The following is a 17084-nucleotide window of genomic DNA, read 5'->3' as shown; positions in this document are numbered from 1 at the left end:
CAACCACTCCCGCACGATAGCTGATTCTTCTTCGGAGCCTTCGCTCCGGAAGTATCGCTGGATCATATGGGTTGTAATTTCCATTATCTGTTCTGTCGAATGTCTGATTGATTTGCTGGTTTCATGGATGCGGCGCGTTCATTTTCCATTATTCTTTCCTGCATCCGGCATTCAATATGCAAGCCCACAAGCACCGGCCACGTTGCTATGCATCTCCATTTCAGGATGTGCCGTTTGCGGGTCCTCACTTATCGAATGCCTACTTAAATATCTTGCATCATTTATTATCAAAATCATCAACATCTTCCCATCCAGCATTGCCATCCATGTGTAGCGCACGATTTGCTGACACTCCGATTCGCGGCCTATTCGTATCGAACGTTTATTTAAAAAAATCTTGCATCAACTAACATCATAGCATCAATGCCTTTCGCAACTGGTGCACCGCCCGGAGGATATGATTCTCCACCGTCCGCGGGGATATCGACAAAGCTTCCGCGATCTGCTTATGCGTCCACCCCTCCAGCCGGCTCATCCGGAACACATGCCGCCGCACCGGCGACAAATTCTCTATGCACAAATACACCCGCTCCAACTCCTGCTTCCGGTCCAGATCAAATGCCGGCTGCTCACGCTCCATCCCCTCCGACAACATCCCCGTATGCCGCTCCCGCACATATTGCTTCCGCAACAAATCAATCATGATGCTCTTCGCAATACGGAAAACCTGCTGCCCCAGCGGCACATCCGGCGATAACGACTCCCGCCGCTCCCATAACCGGATAAACGTCAGCTGCACCGTCTCCTCCGCCACATACGACGATTGTACATGCCGCAGCGTGAAGAAATACAACTTCTGATGGTACATCTGATATACCATCCTGAAAGCAGCCATATTACCAAGCCTGATATCCTGCGCGGTGTATCGCATATGAATTCAATAATATCAACCGGATTTCATGTCAAGATTCATGTCACGATTTCTCGAGAATCAATGTCAACGGTACCGTTGCCACATTCGGAATAACTGCCGTTATAGAAATCTTCATAGTTGTCGCCGTTAAATCATCTATCCAATGCGGATCCGCTTTACCTTCCGCCGACTTCAACAACAACACGGCATCATAGATATCCAGGGACCACGTCCCCTCCGCCCCCGTCACCGGGAAAAGAAGTTCCGTACAACCCGCCACCTTCATCGTATTGTCCTTATTAAAACTATAGGTATTGTCCTTCGTACAGGTGATCAAAGCCCCTCCCGGACCCAACATCGGCGCCAGCACCATCATACTCGTTCCGGCAGGAATATTATTGCCGCCCAGCTTCACGCTCACCGCGATCACCAGGTCCTTCTGCTTCCAGGTACCTTCCACCATCTCCTTCTTACCGGATGACGGCGGAGCCGCGTCGTCTTTCTTACGACAACCGTAAAATAACGTGAATAGCAAACATATCAGGGTAACGTAAACAGGCTTCATACAATGATAACACTATTAAGGTAATCAAAATCACCCGATCCTGCCAAGTATTCGTTTGCGGGAGGAAAATCCCTCACTGGGAATGAAAAAAAATTTTAGCTGCCCCTGCCCGCCATCGCATCCAGCAAAAACCGGCAATTCAACACCTTCTCCGCCAAATCCTCCCCCACATAAAAATAATGATTCGACGCCTCGAACCCCAATGTGGAGTTCCTCCGCTGCAACGCCAGCATCCGCTTCGCCAGCCGCAATTCATCCGTCAGCAAAGCCGCCACCTGCTCCCCGCGCCCCATGTCTCCACGCACCGCAATATATGCGCACTGGTTCGCCGCACTCCGGAAATGCACCGCCACCGTTTCCGCCACCTCCATCTCCCGCTCCAGCCGCTTCCGTTCCGCCGCGCCCAGCCCGAGCCCTTTCGTCTCTTGCTTCAAATCCTCCAACCCATCCGCAAACCCGTCCGCAATCTTCCGCAATTGCTTTACGTAAGCCTCCTGCGGGTAATGCCCCCGCCAGCGCTGCAGGTCATCGTAAGGGAAACCCACCATCGTGGCATGATACCCCGTTTCCCGCGCCCACAACAAATTCGCCGGCCCCGTCTGCATCGGGGAAAAATACAATCCTCCCCCAAACGGGAACTCGCTGAACGCGGTACTGAACCTTTCCCAGGCCCGTACCACCGCGCCCGCCGCCACGCCATACCGCGATTCCGCCACCCGGCTCAACGCTTCTTCCACCCCCATTTTCCCATCGCTCCCGATCAAAGCCACCACCGCCAGGTTGGGAGATGGATATCCGCCGAGCGTCCAGCCCAGCATCAGCCCGTCTACCCGCTCCTCCCGCAGCTTCACCGCATGCTCCGCCACGTTCCGCAACGCCGGTATCCATGGCACCGCCGCGATCTCCCAGGTATTGCCTGCCTGGATCTTCGCCACCGTCCGGATACCCGCGCGCCGCGCCGCCTCCCAATGCGCCCGCGCCCGCGGCCCCGGGCCTGTCGCCGATATCGAATATTCGCCGATACTGCTCTTCACGCCGCCCCTTTCAATCTGCACATCCCATTCCGACACGCTCATCAACATCGCCTCTTTCGGCAAACCCGCAATGATCTGCTCCCCCCATCCCGCACGCCATCCCCAGTCCCAAACGATCAACTGCGGCGCCGCCACTCCTTCCCCATGCTTTTCCATCCCTTTCCGTATCCCTTTCGCATACTGGTGGTTCAGCTCCGCGATCACCGCCGGCGCATTCCTCGGACCGCAACGCGGGCACACCGCACCCTGGCCGTGCGACCAGCAATTGGTCCGGTTCTCCGACGCCGTAATGGAAAAGAACCCACCCAGCCCCGGAACCGCCGCCGTTATCGCCGCCACCCCGTTGCGCAGGTACGCCTGCACCTCCGGATGGCTCGTGCACAAACTCGCCGCTTCCCCCGCATCCGCCCCCTTCAGCCGGGGATGCTTCGCGAAAAAAGACGATGGCCAGGTCCTCGGCTCGTTCAGGTACAACATGATCTTCACCCCTTGCTTCGCCGCGCGCGCCACCAGCTTCCGCAAATTGTGCAGCCGCTTCCCGTGACCAGCACTCTGCGACGCATCCCAGGGAAACGGCACCAGCTTGTGCAACACGATATGGATCCATACGCTGTCCATCCCGCAGGCCGCGAGGCGCGACAGGTAATGGTCCGGATAAGGATCGGAAGATGCATCCAGCAAAGGATCGCCGTACAAAGCGAAATAAGAATAACCCAACCGCGGCGAAAAACCGCCGGATGGCACATCGGGGATATCGGGCTCAGGGGCCGACAACTCGCTGATAAAATGAAACAGCGGCTCAGTCACACGGGGCATCCCTTCCGGGAATTCGCGCTGCATCACTTCGCCGATTTTTGCCGTAGCGGCCGACGGCGACTGGTATTGCACCGGCGCGCAGGAGGGCTTGAAGCTGCCCAGTTTCTCATATAAAAAATCATCTTCGCGCAGCGTAAAATCCAGCTTCTTCTCATCCCATCCCAACAACGCCATCAGCTGCGTGCGCGGTAACAAATGCCAGTTTCTGCGGATGATCGTTATGTAACTCCGCTCCCAGGCCAGCTTGCTGACCACCGCAGGGCGCTGCAAGCCCATCGCCAGCCCGGAGGCCAGGATGTTCTCTTTCGTGGTTCCAGAAATACGCGCGAGCGTTTCATGCGGCACCAGCGACCAGTTGCGCCATACAAAGGCGTGATAAGTATCCGGAAAATGCGGCAGCACGAGCGCTGCCTTGTCCGTAAGCGGCGGCATGGCGGCGAATGCGCGTTGCCGGTTCAATAAAAAGCCGGCGGCGGCCAGCGACAGATTTCCGAGGAATTTCCTCCGGGCAATAAGGTGTGACATAGCGGGAACGTGGAATCTTGCTCCATAATACAAAAATCCCCGTTACCGTCATAACGCCGCCGTCAGCTTGTGCGCGGGATCACTTTGTTGATGGGATGCGGAAGGGGCAGGCCTTTCAGTCCCGCGATGATATTCTCCGCCGCCATGCGCGCCATGCCGCCGCGCGCTTCTTCCGTTGCCGATCCGATGTGGGGCAGTACCGCCACATTGGGCATTTGCAGCAGCAGGTTGTGCTTGTCCATCGGCTCGGGGTTGGTGACATCCAGTCCCGCGCCCCATATCCGGTGGCTGCGCAGGGCTTCCAGGAGGTCGTTTTCGTTGTGCATGGCGCCCCGTGCGGCGTTCACAAAAATCGCTTTAGGTTTCATCTTCCGGAAAGCGGCCGCGTTGAAAACGCCTTCTGTTTGCGGCGTCAGCGCGGCATGCACGCTAAGCACGTCGCTTTGTTCCAGCAATTCATCGAAGCTTACGTATTTCGCGCCCAGTTCCTTTTCCGCCGCTTCGTTCCGGCTGCGGTTGTGGTAGATCACCGGCATATCGAAAGCGCCGCGGCATTTGCGGGCCAGCGCCGTGCCGATGCTGCCCATCCCGAAAATCCCCAGCGTGCGCCCGTTAAGCTCCATGCCGAGGTTGGCCGTGGGGTCGAAGAAGCCCCAGTCTCCCTTTTCAATCATCTTATGCATGAAAAACGCCTTCCGCGAAACCGCCAGCATCAGCAAAAAAGCCGTATCAGCCGTGGCATTGCTCAGCACGCCGGGCGTATTGCCGACGGGAATCCCCAGCGCGGTGGCCGTATCCACATCGAGATTGTCGTACCCGGCAGACATGAGGGCGATCACTTTCAAATGCCTGCTCGCCTGTAAAAATTCCGCGTTCAGCTTATTGCCGCCCACGCTCAGTAACGCATCCATGCCTTTACAACCTTCGATCAATTCTTCCAGCGTAAGGTTGCGCTTCTCGGTATGCTCCGTGAATGCAATCCCCGCTTCGCGCAGCAACTGCAATCCGGGTTCAGGAATATGTCGGGTGATGAAGATTTTCATTGGGATGGATTTGTTATGTGTGTAAAAAATTTACCTGCAATCTAAGTTTTAGCGGCATAAATTGCTACCCATGCCCGCAAACATCAGTCCAAACCCGGCGCGGTTCCATCGCTGATTCCCATACAAAACGGCCCGGAGCGCATTGCATCCCGGGCCGTTTCCATTTTATCTGACACATCACCGCGTCTGGTCCGCCGCCTTCAGCCGTTCCAGTTCCGCCGCCATGGCTTTTACTTTATCGGGATGCTGCGCCGCCAAGTTTTGCCGTTCCCCCTGATCGCTGCGGAGGTTATACAACTGGGGCGATTCGTCGTTCCCGGATTCGATGTTCACTTCTTTCATCAGTTTCACGCCCCTGGAAGGCGAAATATACTTCCAGTCGCCCTGCACCAGTGAAAGCGATCCGCCCTGCAACACCACCCAGGAGCGGCCTTCCGCCTTCTTCCCCAGCATCGCCGGCAGCATATCATGGCTGTCGGGCGCCGCGCCGGGCGCTATTTGCTGCCCGGTCAATTTCGCGAAAGACGCGTAGAGATCCACCTGGCTGATGAGTGCGTCCGAAGTACCGCCACCTTTGATCGTACCCGGCCAGCTGACGATCCAGGGCACGCGGGTGCCGCCTTCAAAAGCGCTGTACTTCCCGCCCCTGAACGGACCGGCCGGCTGGTGGCCATTCTGTTGCGTTACCGCGCCGTCCACATATCCGTCGTCGAGCACGGGGCCGTTGTCGCTCGAGAAAATGACGATCGTATTTTTTTCCAGTCCCAGCTGGCGAAGCTTATCCATGATCTTCCCCACGCTCCAGTCCATTTGCAGGATCGCGTCGCCCCTGTATCCCATACTGCTCTTACCTTTGAATGCGGTCGCCGGCATGCGGGGCACGTGGATATCGCTGAGGTTGAAACAGAGGAAGAAGGGCTTTTTGCGGTTGTGCTCCATGAATTCAATCGCCTTGTCGGTGAAGGCGTATGCGATTTCCTCGTCGGTCCACCGTGCGCGGGTGCCGCCTTTCATCCAGCCGATGCGGCCGATACCGTTGACGATCGTATTGTTATGCCCGTGTGAGGCGGGCATTTTGAGCAGTTCCGGGTTTTCTTTGCCGGTGGGTTCGTTGCCGGTTTTCTCCTGGTAGTTGACTTCGATGGGATCGTTGGCGTCTGCCCCGATGATTTTCCGGTTTTCTACGAACACGGTGGGCACGCGGTCGGCCGTTGCGGGGAAGAAAAAGGCGTAATGAAATCCTACTTCATTGGGCCCCGGCTTGATGTCGGCGTTCCAGTTGATGGGGGAACCATCCCCCAGCCCGAGGTGCCACTTGCCGACCAGCGCGGTCTGGTACCCGGCTTGCTGCATGAGGGATGCGAGCGTGGGGGAACCCGGCGGGATGATCATGGCCGCATTGCCGGGCAGCACGCCCGTGCCTTTCTTGCGCCAGGGATACCGGCCGGTGAGTAACGCAAACCGCGAAGGCGTGCAGGTAGCGGAAGTGGTGCGCCCGTTGGTGAAGCGGATACCGCTTTTGGCCAGGGCGTCGAGATGGGGCGTTTGCACCTGCGTGGCGCCGTAACAACTCAGGTCGCCGTAACCCACATCATCGGCATAAATAATAATGACATTCGGCCGCCGCTGGGCGTTCGCTTCACCCGCCAGACAGCCGCATAATAACATAAAGAGTAACCGTTTCATGCGGATAGGATTGTTCCGCGCAATCTTACTCAATAATTCCGCATAATTCAACTTAAAATGATTAATTTGATAGGGATATGCGGCGGGCGATAAAATACATGCATTTATTTCCTCATGCGACATTTGTCATTTGAAATTGTGCTATTCGTATGACGACAACTCTACCCAACATTTTGCTGATCGACGATGATACGGACGATCAGGAGATCTTCCTGTCGGCCCTGGCTTTCATCGATAACCAGATCCGGTGTTCGCTTGCCGCCAACGGGCAGGAAGGCATCGATCACCTGAATGTATCAGCCTCCTTGCCCGACATCATTTTCCTGGACCTCAACATGCCCGTCATGAACGGCATGCAGTTTTTGCAGGAATTGAAAGGCAGTCACCGCGCGAAGAACGTCCCCGTCGTCATCTATTCTACCGCGTCCGACCAGCAAACCATCCGGCAAGCCCTGGAACTGGGCGCTTTCCAGTTTTACACCAAACCGGAGAAGTTCTCTGAACTGGTGAGCATGCTCCATAGCCTGCTTTATCCCGCCACGCGCTAATCATCATTCGCGACGCACCCGCCATCAGCCTGACTACATGCAAACAAGCAACTGCTTGTGCGGAAATTCCGTATTCCGATTGTCCAAATACCTTTGCATGAAGCAACTGTCGCTCCTGATCTTTTTGCTGGCTTTTTTCACCGGCCTGCGCGCGGACCATATCACCGGCGGGGAAATGTATTATACGGTATTATCCAGGAGCAACGGCGGCACCACTTACCAGGTAACGCTCAAACAATTCCGCAGCTGCGGCACTCCCGGCCGGCAGTTCTACGACCCCATCTACATCGGCGTTTTCAGGCGCGGCAATAATTCGGAATACCAGATGCTGCGCATACCTCTCAACCGGGAGGAGCAGATCAGCCACACCAGCACCGATCCCTGCATCACCCGTCCACCGCTGGTTTGCTACTACGTCGGCTACTGGGTATTCTCCGTCACCCTCCCCGATTCGCCGGATGGGTACATCATCACTTCGCAGGTAACGAACCGGGTAGATCTGATCAGTAACCTGATGGCGGGCTACGGCCGCATCGGCGCTACCTACACCGCCGAAATCCCCGGCACCGCGCAACTCGCCACCGCTCCCGATAACCGCAGCGCGCAATTCACGGGCAGCGACCTGGTGACCGTGTGCGCCGAAAATCCATTCGACTACAGCTTCGCCGCCACCGATCCCGATGGCGACGAGCTCCGGTATTTCTTCTGCGACGCCTACCTGACCGCGGGCTATAGCAGCGGCGGAGGCGGCGGCCCCGGCGGAGGCGGAGCCAATAACAGCGAGCCACCCCTGGCGCCGCCATATACCAGCGTGCCATACGGCGGCCAGTTCAGCGGAGATGCCCCCCTGGGCGTGCGCGTCAACATCGATGCCATGACCGGCCTCATCACCGGCATCGCGCCGGAAACGGGGATCTATGTGGTTACCGTTTGCGTCCAGGAAATCAGGAACGGCATCGTGATCGCCACACAACGGAAGGACCTCCAGATCAACATCACCGGCTGCACCCTCGCTACCGCCACACTCCAGCCCGAATACATGCTATGCGGCAATTCGCAGCAACTGGTCGTGGCCAACCGCTCCAACAGCCCGCTCATTGCGCGGTGGGACTGGGAGTTTCGCAACGCCGCCGGCCAGCTCGTTTACACCGGCACCAACCCCACGGCGGATTTCACGTTCGTGCAACCGGGCACCTATACCGTGAAGCTCACTACCAACCGCGGCATGCAATGCCCGGACTCCACGGAAGCCCTCGCGCTCGTGTATCCCGGTTTTAACCCCGCATTTACTACCACCGGCAGCTGCATCAGCAAACCCGTTTCCTTCACCGACCAAACCACCACCAATTTCGGATCGGTGAATTACTGGTATTGGGATTTCGGGCAGCCGAACGTGATGACAGACAACGCAGACCAGCAAAACACCAGCTGGACGTACCCTTCCTCCGGCCCGTTCACCGTTACGCTCATCGCCCACAACTCCGTGGGCTGCAAGGATACCCTCCGGCAAACGGTCACCATACTCGACAAACCGCCTATAGGGCTGACGTTCCGCGATACGCTCATCTGCCCGCCCGACCCGCTCACGTTGCAAGCCACCGGAACCGGGATCTTCACCTGGTCGCCGGCGGTGAACATGACCGGCGCGCAAACGGCGACGCCGCGGGTGAACGTAACGGGCGAAACGAAATATTACGTCGACCTCGACCAAAACGGCTGCCTGAACCGCGATTCCGTGCTGATCCGCACTACCAACCAGGTAACGTTGCAAATGCCCGCCGACACACTGATTTGCCTCGGCGACACCATCCGGCTGCGGCCGCAATCGAACGGACTGGTGTATAACTGGTCGCCGGGTACTGGGCTGTTGTCTCCCGGCGCGCCGGCTCCGCTGGTGCGGCCTCCGGGCGATACGCGCTACCTGCTCACCGCCAGCGTAAGCGCTTGCACGGCGAACGGGAGCGTTTGGGTGCGGACGGTACCCTATCCCATCGCCAGGGCGGGCGCGGATACGATGATTTGCTTCGGCACGGAAGCGCAATTGCATGCGGCGACAGACGGGAGCGCCTTCAGCTGGTCGCCCCTGTTGCCCGGCACACTGGACCCCGTGATAAGGCCTGCCGCTACCACCGCGTACATTTTTACGGCCACCGACACGCGCGGATGCCCCAAACCCGCGCGGGATACGGTATTGGTAACCGTATTACCGAAAGTGCAGGCATTCGCCGGGCGCGACACGTCGGTGGTGGTGGGGCAACCTTTGCAGCTGTACGCTTCCGGCGGCAGCGGTTACCAGTGGTCGCCGGGCGCGGGGCTTTCCAACCCTGGCATCGCCGATCCGGTAGCGGCGTACCACAGGCCCGGCACGGGCATCCGATTGAAGGTGCTGGTTACGGACCAGGCGGGTTGCGCGGATTCGGCTTTCATGACCGTGAAGGTGTACAATACATTGCCGCAGGTGTTTGTGCCCACAGGTTTCACGCCCAACGGCGATGGCATCAACGACTGGCTGCGGCCCATCGGCGCGGGGATCCGGGAGATCCGGTTCTTCAGGGTGTATAACCGCTGGGGGCAACTTGTTTACAGCGGCCAGGAAAACAATCGCGGGTGGGACGGGCGCATCAACGGGCAGTTGCAGGGCAGCGGCACGTTCGTTTGGCAAGTGAGCGCGGTGGATTATCTCGGCGCCGACTTCTTCCTGACCGGCACGGCCACCCTGTTGCGATAACGCTTATATTCGCATATGGCTTCGAAGCACCACCTGCCCGTTATCCGCATACAGGATATTTGCATACCCCTCAAAGCGGAGGTATTCAGTATTTTCCGCCATGAAGAGCAGGGCCGGGCGAGCCTTCCGCAGCCGCACAAACACGACTTCTACATGTTACTGGTGGTGATTCGCGGCAGCGGCACCCATACCATCGATTTTACCCCTTACCCTGTAAAAGCCGGCTCCGTGTACTTCCTGGCGCCGGGGCAGCCGCACGACTGGAAACTATCGCCCGGAACGAAAGGTTTCCAGCTGATGTTCGGCAGGGATTTTCTAACGGGCGACACGTTGCAATGGCCATTCTTTTCTTTCTCCGCCAATCCACACCTGGCCTTGCCGCCGAAGCCCTTCGCCGCGGTAGTCCGGGAGTTGGAAAGCATCCTGGAAGAATATGCAGTGGCGGATTTCCTGTCGGTCCGTATCATTACGTACCGGCTGCTCGCGTTGCTGACGATGCTGGAACGATTTTACGAAGATGCACATCCCACGCCTAACCAGCCACCGGTGCAGCGCCTCGTGAAGCAGTTCCTTTCGCTGCTGGAAAAGCATTACCGCGAAAATGCCACGGTGGAATACTACGCCGCGCAACTGCACGTAACGCCGCAATACCTCAACATCGTTTGCCGCAAGGAAACCGGCATTACAGCGGGCAACCTGATCCGGCGGAGACTGTTGCTGGAAGCGCGCCGCCTGCTCACGCTCACCACGCAGGATGTGAAAGAGATCGCGTATGAACTGGGGTTCTCCGACACGTCCTATTTCTCCCGTTTTTTCCGCCGGTATTCCGGCCAGTCTCCCCTCGCCTTCCGGCAACAGTTTCAGAAAGTACCCGAATCTCCACAATAATCCCCCTCCCGCTCCTCCTTTTGCCGGTAATTTTGATATTCAACTTCGGATAATGAAGACAATTTTACTGGCGCTCGCACTGGGCCTTACAATGCCTGCCTGCGCGCAGCAAGAAAAAGAGACGAGCAAAATGGACAACAGCGCAAACAAGCAATTACAAACCGCCGCCGCCAAAGGCGACACCGCCGCGATTCGATTTGCGCTCCGTGCCGGCGCGCAAATCGAATCGCGCGATGCCGAAGGCCGCACGCCGCTGATGACCGCCGTTTATAAGTACCAGTCACAGGCCGCGCAGGCGCTCATCGACGCAGGCGCAAACGTGAATGCACAGGACAAAATCCTGAATTCCCCGTTTCTGTACGCCGGCGCCGAAGGGATGACCGACATTGTGCGGATGTGCATGAAAGCCGGCGCGGATTACACCGTCTATAACCGTTATGGCGGTTCCGCCCTCATTCCCGCCTGCGAGCGCGGGCATGTGGAAACGGTGATTGCGCTGCTGGAAGACAAAACATTCCCCATCGACCACATCAACCGACTCGGATGGACGGGCCTGCTGGAAGCGGTGATCCTGGGCAATGGGGGCGAAAACCATATCAAAATCGTGCAATTACTCATTGATGCGGGCGCCGACCTGAATATCGCTGACAAAGATGGCGTTACAACGCTGCAACATGCGCGGCAAAAAAGACAGACCGAAATCATCCGCCTGCTCGAAAAGGCGGGTGCGAAATAAACGACTTAGCGTGATAGGCGAGGAAAGAAGAAGAGGGCCGTCCGCAAGGGCGGCCTTTCTTTATTTACACAAACAAATTGGCGTGGATATTAAGTTTTTGCCTGCATGGATGGAATGATTACATTTGAAAAGAGCTGGTCCGAAAGAAGAAAAACACCCTGAAAAATAAAGATTCCTGATGCCGGAGCTATTAACCCTGACAACATGAAAATCACCGCCGCAATCACCCGACTGATGGATACAGGAGTCAAGCGGGTTCCTGAAGAAAAACACTGCCAGTTGAGGATCATTAATTCCCTCGCCATCGCCATCGGCACGAGCCTCTTTGCGCTCGGCGTGATTTATTTTTTCATCAGTGGCGCGCCCATCACCTTCTTTGGCAATACCGCGGCTTTGCTCTGCTTCAGCTCGGTTATGCTAATAAATCATTTCGGCAAACTGCAGGCCGCCACCATGTGGCTTGTATTCCTCCAATCCGTATGGGCAGTTTATTTCGACTGGCTGCTGGGCCCCGGCGTGATCTTCATGATCGCCTGCATGTCGATGATCAGCCTCACTTACCTCACCATCGAAAATCATTTCCGGCAGATACTGGCCGTGGTCATGCTCAGCCTGGCCATCGTGATGATGGAATGGCACCTGCTGAACGGAAAACCGCCCTACCTCCTCTTATCCGACAGCGTCATCCGGTCGCTGCGGTGGACCAACATCGCCTGGCATGTCAGCGTTCCATTGCTTTGCATCTATCATTACAAGAAATCTTACAACGCATTGCTCGCGGAATTGCGGCATAAAAAAGACGAACTGGAGAAATCCAATAATTCCAGGAAACTGTTCCTTCAGGAAACGAGCCACGAAATCCGCAATCCGCTGAACGCCATCTTCGGCATCGTGCAGCTCATGCGGATGGATATCCAGAACGGACGCTCACCCGAAACCATGGCGGGGCTGGTAGACCATTTGTATGTGGCCAGTTTCAATGTAAAAGACATCATCAACAATGTGCTGGAATTGTCGCGCATCGAATCGGGGCAAACGGATGCATTGCAGCTCCGCGATGTGAAGACGCAGCCCTTTCTGCATAACATCATCCGTATATACGAATTGCTCGCCCAGGCCAAATCCGTTTCCATCCGCCTGCACATTTCGCCGCGCCTGCCGCAGACGGTCCGTACCGATGAAGTAAAACTGTCGCAGATATTGAACAACCTGCTCACCAACGCCATCAAGTTCACCAACAACGATTCCGTGATCGATGTGCATGGCGGGGTAACGGGAGATGAATGGTTTATCAGCGTCACCGACCAGGGCGGTGGGATATCCGAAGACAAGCAGGAGATAATTTTTGAGCCGTTTGTGTCGGTGAAGAAGACGTTCGTGGAAGGAACCGGCCTGGGATTGTACATCACCCAGCTTTTCGCCAGGCAGCTGGGCGGGCGCGTTGAAGTAAGCAGCGTGGTGGGCCAAAGCACGACGTTTACCGTATCTTTCCCCATTCCGGAAGGCGCGGTGCTCCCCGTTTGCGAAGAAGTAAAAACCAAGGCTCCACGGTTCGCGGGCAGTACGGTGCTGGTGGTGGAAGACGACCGCATGAACCAGATCATCCTCCGCAACTTCCTCCTCTCGCAAGGCATTCACGTGCTTGCGGCGGAAAACGGGACCGACGGGCTGGCCATCGCCCGGGAGAAAACACCGCATCTCATCATTCTCGACTCGCATATGCCCACCATGAACGGCAGCGAAATGCTCCGGCACCTTAAAAGCGATCCCATCCTGCAACATATACCCGTCATCATCGCTTCCGGTGACGCATTCACCGAATCCGCCGAACGGTTCCGCCGCGAAGGCGCGAGCGATTACGTCGTGAAGCCTATCGAGTTCACCGCGCTCGGCCACGTGCTGGAAAAACACCTCCATCAGCCGTAACCACCGATTTACATCATTCCGGTTTTCTGTTATACAATTTTGGCAAAAGCCAATACTGGCAAGGGATTTGAACATTCTCCCCAGTAAACTTGTTTTCATTTTCCAAACCTGACGACCATGAAGCCTGGCGAATCCTCTCCACATCACCCGGAACACCACCACCACCCGGCAGACCATACACACGTACATCACGCCGCACCGAAAACCGCGCCCATGCACGATCATGCCGCAGATGCCGGTCATGGCGGTCACGACCATCACGGCATGATCGGGGATTTCAAAAAAAGATTCTACGCTACGCTGATACTCACCATCCCCGTACTGTTACTTTCCCCCATGATCCAGCATTGGATGGGGGTAGACTGGCAATTCCCCTATTCGGACAAACTGCTGTTCGCACTGTCGACCATCATTTTCGTGTATGGCGGCTGGCCCTTTCTCAAAGGCTGGGTGAATGAAATGAAATCCCGTAACCCGGGCATGATGACCCTCATCGGGTTCGCCATCAGCGTGGCTTACATCTACAGCGCCGCCACCGTGTTCGGGCTGGAAGGCATGGACTTTTTCTGGGAACTGGCTACATTAATCCTCATTATGCTGCTGGGCCACTGGATCGAGATGACCTCCGTTGCCGGCGCATCGCGCGAACTGGAAGCGCTCGTCAGGCTGATGCCTTCCACCGCCCACCTCATCCGCAACGGAGATATTTCCGAAATACCGACCGATCAGTTGCAGAAAGGCGACCTTATCCTCGTGAAGCCCGGCGAGAAGATCGCGGCTGATGGTATTATTACCGAAGGCGAAAGCGCGGTGAATGAATCCATGCTAACCGGCGAATCGAAGCCGGTGGAGAAGCAACCCGCCGGCAAGGTGATCGCCGGCTCCATCAACGGCAACGGCGCCTTGCGCATCCAGGTGACGCACGGCAGCAAGGAATCGTACCTGCAACAAGTGATCCAGCTGGTGAACGAAGCGCAGCAGGACAAGTCGCGTACGCAGCTGCTGGCTGACAAAGCCGCGCGCTGGCTCACGTTGGTTGCCATCGTTGCCGGCCTCGCCACATTTTTCGCCTGGTATTGGAGCGGGAGCTCCCTGGCATTCGCCATCGAGCGGATGGTAACCGTGATCGTGATCTGCTGCCCGCACGCATTGGGGCTCGCCATCCCGCTGGTAGTGGCCAAATCCACGGCGCTTGCCGCGCGCAACGGGCTCCTCATCCGCAACAGGACCGCTTTCGAAAACGCCCGCAAGATCACAACGCTTGTTTTCGATAAAACAGGCACGCTGACCGTTGGCGAATTCGCCGTAGCGCGGTATGCTTCACTCACGCCGGATTTGCAGGACAACGACATCCTCCGCTTCGCCTACGCGCTCGAACAGAGCTCTGAGCACCCCATCGCCACGGGGATCGTGGCAAAAGCAAAAGAACTGGGTCTTCCGGCGGACCCCGCCGGTAACATTACCGCCATCACTGGGAAAGGGATTACGGCCGACCTGAACGGCGCCGCCATCGCCGTGGTGAGCCCCAATGCGCTGCAGCACCCGCCGGAGAAGATCCGCGCCGGCGAAACATTGGTATATGTATTGCGCAATGATACTCCTGTGGGCTTCATCGCCCTCTCCGACCAGGTGCGGCCGGAATCCGCCGAGGCCATCCGCACGCTGCACGCGCAGCACATCAAAACCGTACTCCTCACCGGCGATAACAAAGTGGTGGCGGAAGACGTGGCGCGCAGCCTCGGCATGGACCAGTTCTTCGCCGAAGTGCTCCCTCACCAGAAACTCGAAAAAATCGCACAGCTGCAAAAATCAGGTGAATTCGTAGCCATGACGGGAGACGGCGTGAACGACGCGCCCGCCCTCGCCAAAGCCGACGTAGGCATTGCTGTTGGCTCGGGCAGCGACGTGGCCGCCGAAACGGCGGACATCATCCTCGTTAACAGCAACCCCAAAGACGTCGCCAGCCTCGTCTTGTTCGGCAAAGCCACTTACAGGAAAATGATACAGAACCTCGCCTGGGCCACGGGCTACAACGTGATCGCGATGCCCCTGGCCGCGGGGGTATTGTCGGGCGCAGGGATTTTGCTCAGCCCCGCAGCGGGTGCCGTGCTGATGAGTATTTCCACCATCGTGGTGGCCATTAATGCCGGGATGCTGAAAATCAGGGAATAACGACTGAACCGCTACTGACATCCTGCTGACATCCTTCAATGATCCTCCAAGCTCCTCCAATGCTGGCTTGAGTTTGAGGGTGTTTGCCTGAAGGATGACTGAAGGATCATTGAAGGATGGATGAATGATCTGCATTTCACCCCAGGTTTCTTCAATGCTCACCCCAGGTTTATATACATGACGCCACATTTTTTGCCAACGTACCGTCTTTCCACCTAATTTTGGAAAGAAGGAAGAAGCTTAATTCTTCAGCCACCAGCGGTTGATCGTATTTTCCTTCCCTTCCAGCACTACTTTGTAGAATTCCGAAGGCAGGTCTTTCACATTCACAACGGCATGCCGCTGCGCGGCGGGCACTTCCGCCAGGAGGCGGTATTCGTCGGTGCCGCCGGTTTTGTATGCGTTGGTGGTAGCCACCCAGATTTTCACGTTACCGCCGGGATCGGGGCTCACCCAGGAAATATCCAGCGTGCCGTTGTAGTGATGCACCTGGGGATGCGCTACGGAAATCTTCCCCGACAACGCGATCCCGTCGGACTCGCGGGCTACATGCTGCGGCAGCGGCAGTTGCAGGAATCGTGCGATGGTAGGCATGATATCCACCACACCGGGGTAGGATATTTTCGCGTAGGTATTCGGTTGTTTGATATTGGAAATGATCCAGCCGGAGCGCTCGCGGAACGACTGCCCGCCATGATGCTTACCCGAGTTTTCGTCGCGGCCGTGGTCGGTGGTAATGACAATCAGCCATTCTTCCTTGAACCGTTGCTGGCGGTATTGCACCGCTTTCCAGATCTGGCCCACCTTTTCGTCCATTTTTTGGATGGAAGCGATGAACTCAGGGCTGTCGCCGTACATATGGCCCATGTCGTCGGTATATTCGAGGTACACCCAGCTGAGGTCGGGGGCGTGTTCACGGAGGGATTTGGCGGCCACATCGGCCACATGCGCGTCGATCCGTTCCATGTAGGCCTTTTTACGATCGTGCGGGAATCGGACCGTATCCAGTTCGAAGCCGTCGGCTTTGATATCGATGGCGAGATTGCCGGTGGCTTCCAGGCGGTCGCCCACGAGTTTGGTGCGGTTATCTTCCCAGCTACTGTAAATCGCGGTTTTCTTTTGGGGGAAATGGGATTTGAAGGTCCGGAAGATGGTCCAGTAGTGATAATTAGGGTCTTTGATATCGTTGTCCCACACGTTATGCTTGTTCACCCAGGTGCCGGTGAGCACGCTGTTGTAACCTACGGCCGAGATGGTAGGGGTTTGGGTATATCCGCCCTTTTCGCCGCCCACATAGGCGCGCAGATAGCTGCCGGATTGGATGATGCTGCTAAGATTCGGGACCGGCTGTGTTTCCAGCACATCGGCGGAGATGCCGTCCACAATGATGAAAACGGCTTTGCGCTGCTGTGCAGTTGCAGCGCCTGTGAGCAGCGCGAGGCAGATCGTCAGGATTTGTTTCATAATACCGATTAAAAATACATTTATTAAATTTAAAGTCTAA

At 56.8% G+C, this 17084-nt stretch carries 12 protein-coding genes; 6 read left to right on the top strand and 6 right to left on the bottom strand.

The features are described from left to right. Nucleotides 1-412: 412 nt before the first annotated feature. From WJU16_RS16525 to WJU16_RS16505, 5 genes are all read right to left on the bottom strand, one after another. Nucleotides 413-931 carry an RNA polymerase sigma-70 factor gene (locus WJU16_RS16525; protein ID WP_341834585.1) on the bottom strand — a complete coding sequence of 173 codons (519 nt, stop codon included), beginning with the start codon at nucleotides 929-931 and terminating at the stop codon, nucleotides 413-415. Nucleotides 932-974: 43 nt separating this feature from the next. After that, nucleotides 975-1448 (bottom strand): hypothetical protein, encoded by a 474-nt coding sequence (locus WJU16_RS16520; RefSeq protein WP_341834584.1) that lies wholly within the window; start codon nucleotides 1446-1448, stop codon nucleotides 975-977. Nucleotides 1449-1573: 125 nt separating this feature from the next. Then, nucleotides 1574-3853, bottom strand: coding sequence for a hypothetical protein (locus WJU16_RS16515; RefSeq protein ID WP_341834583.1), 2280 nt, complete (start codon nucleotides 3851-3853; stop codon nucleotides 1574-1576). A 62-nt stretch (nucleotides 3854-3915) separates the two neighbouring features. Beyond that, a complete protein-coding gene (locus WJU16_RS16510) occupies nucleotides 3916-4896 on the bottom strand; it encodes a D-glycerate dehydrogenase (protein WP_341834582.1) in 981 nt (326 codons plus the stop codon). 177 nt (nucleotides 4897-5073) lie between these two features. After that, nucleotides 5074-6582: an arylsulfatase gene (locus WJU16_RS16505; RefSeq protein WP_341834581.1), complete on the bottom strand. Its 1509-nt coding sequence runs from the start codon at nucleotides 6580-6582 to the stop codon at nucleotides 5074-5076. Nucleotides 6583-6731: 149 nt separating this feature from the next. Here WJU16_RS16505 and WJU16_RS16500 point away from each other — a divergent pair, with 149 nt between their 5' ends. From WJU16_RS16500 to WJU16_RS16475, 6 genes are all read left to right on the top strand, one after another. Then, nucleotides 6732-7130: a response regulator gene (locus WJU16_RS16500; RefSeq protein WP_341834580.1), complete on the top strand. Its 399-nt coding sequence runs from the start codon at nucleotides 6732-6734 to the stop codon at nucleotides 7128-7130. Between the two features lie 97 nt (nucleotides 7131-7227). Then, nucleotides 7228-9858 (top strand): PKD domain-containing protein, encoded by a 2631-nt coding sequence (locus WJU16_RS16495; RefSeq protein ID WP_341834579.1) that lies wholly within the window; start codon nucleotides 7228-7230, stop codon nucleotides 9856-9858. A 15-nt stretch (nucleotides 9859-9873) separates the two neighbouring features. Continuing rightward, entirely contained in the window at nucleotides 9874-10746 is an 873-nt protein-coding gene (locus WJU16_RS16490; protein WP_341834578.1) for a helix-turn-helix domain-containing protein, read from the top strand. Between the two features lie 52 nt (nucleotides 10747-10798). After that, nucleotides 10799-11482: an ankyrin repeat domain-containing protein gene (locus tag WJU16_RS16485; protein ID WP_341834577.1), complete on the top strand. Its 684-nt coding sequence runs from the start codon at nucleotides 10799-10801 to the stop codon at nucleotides 11480-11482. Between the two features lie 204 nt (nucleotides 11483-11686). Then, nucleotides 11687-13408 carry an ATP-binding protein gene (locus tag WJU16_RS16480; protein ID WP_341834576.1) on the top strand — a complete coding sequence of 574 codons (1722 nt, stop codon included), beginning with the start codon at nucleotides 11687-11689 and terminating at the stop codon, nucleotides 13406-13408. Between the two features lie 117 nt (nucleotides 13409-13525). Beyond that, nucleotides 13526-15580, top strand: a complete 2055-nt coding sequence (locus tag WJU16_RS16475; protein ID WP_341834575.1) for a copper-translocating P-type ATPase — start codon at nucleotides 13526-13528, stop codon at nucleotides 15578-15580. Nucleotides 15581-15820: 240 nt separating this feature from the next. Here WJU16_RS16475 and WJU16_RS16470 read toward each other — a convergent pair whose 3' ends face one another. Beyond that, nucleotides 15821-17044, bottom strand: coding sequence for an alkaline phosphatase family protein (locus tag WJU16_RS16470; RefSeq protein ID WP_341834574.1), 1224 nt, complete (start codon nucleotides 17042-17044; stop codon nucleotides 15821-15823). Nucleotides 17045-17084: the final 40 nt, after the last annotated feature.

The organism is Chitinophaga pollutisoli, from assembly GCF_038396755.1.
Classification (GTDB): domain Bacteria; phylum Bacteroidota; class Bacteroidia; order Chitinophagales; family Chitinophagaceae; genus Chitinophaga; species Chitinophaga pollutisoli.
Note: the sequence above shows the minus strand (reverse complement) of the source record. Positions and strands in the feature narration are given on the sequence as shown.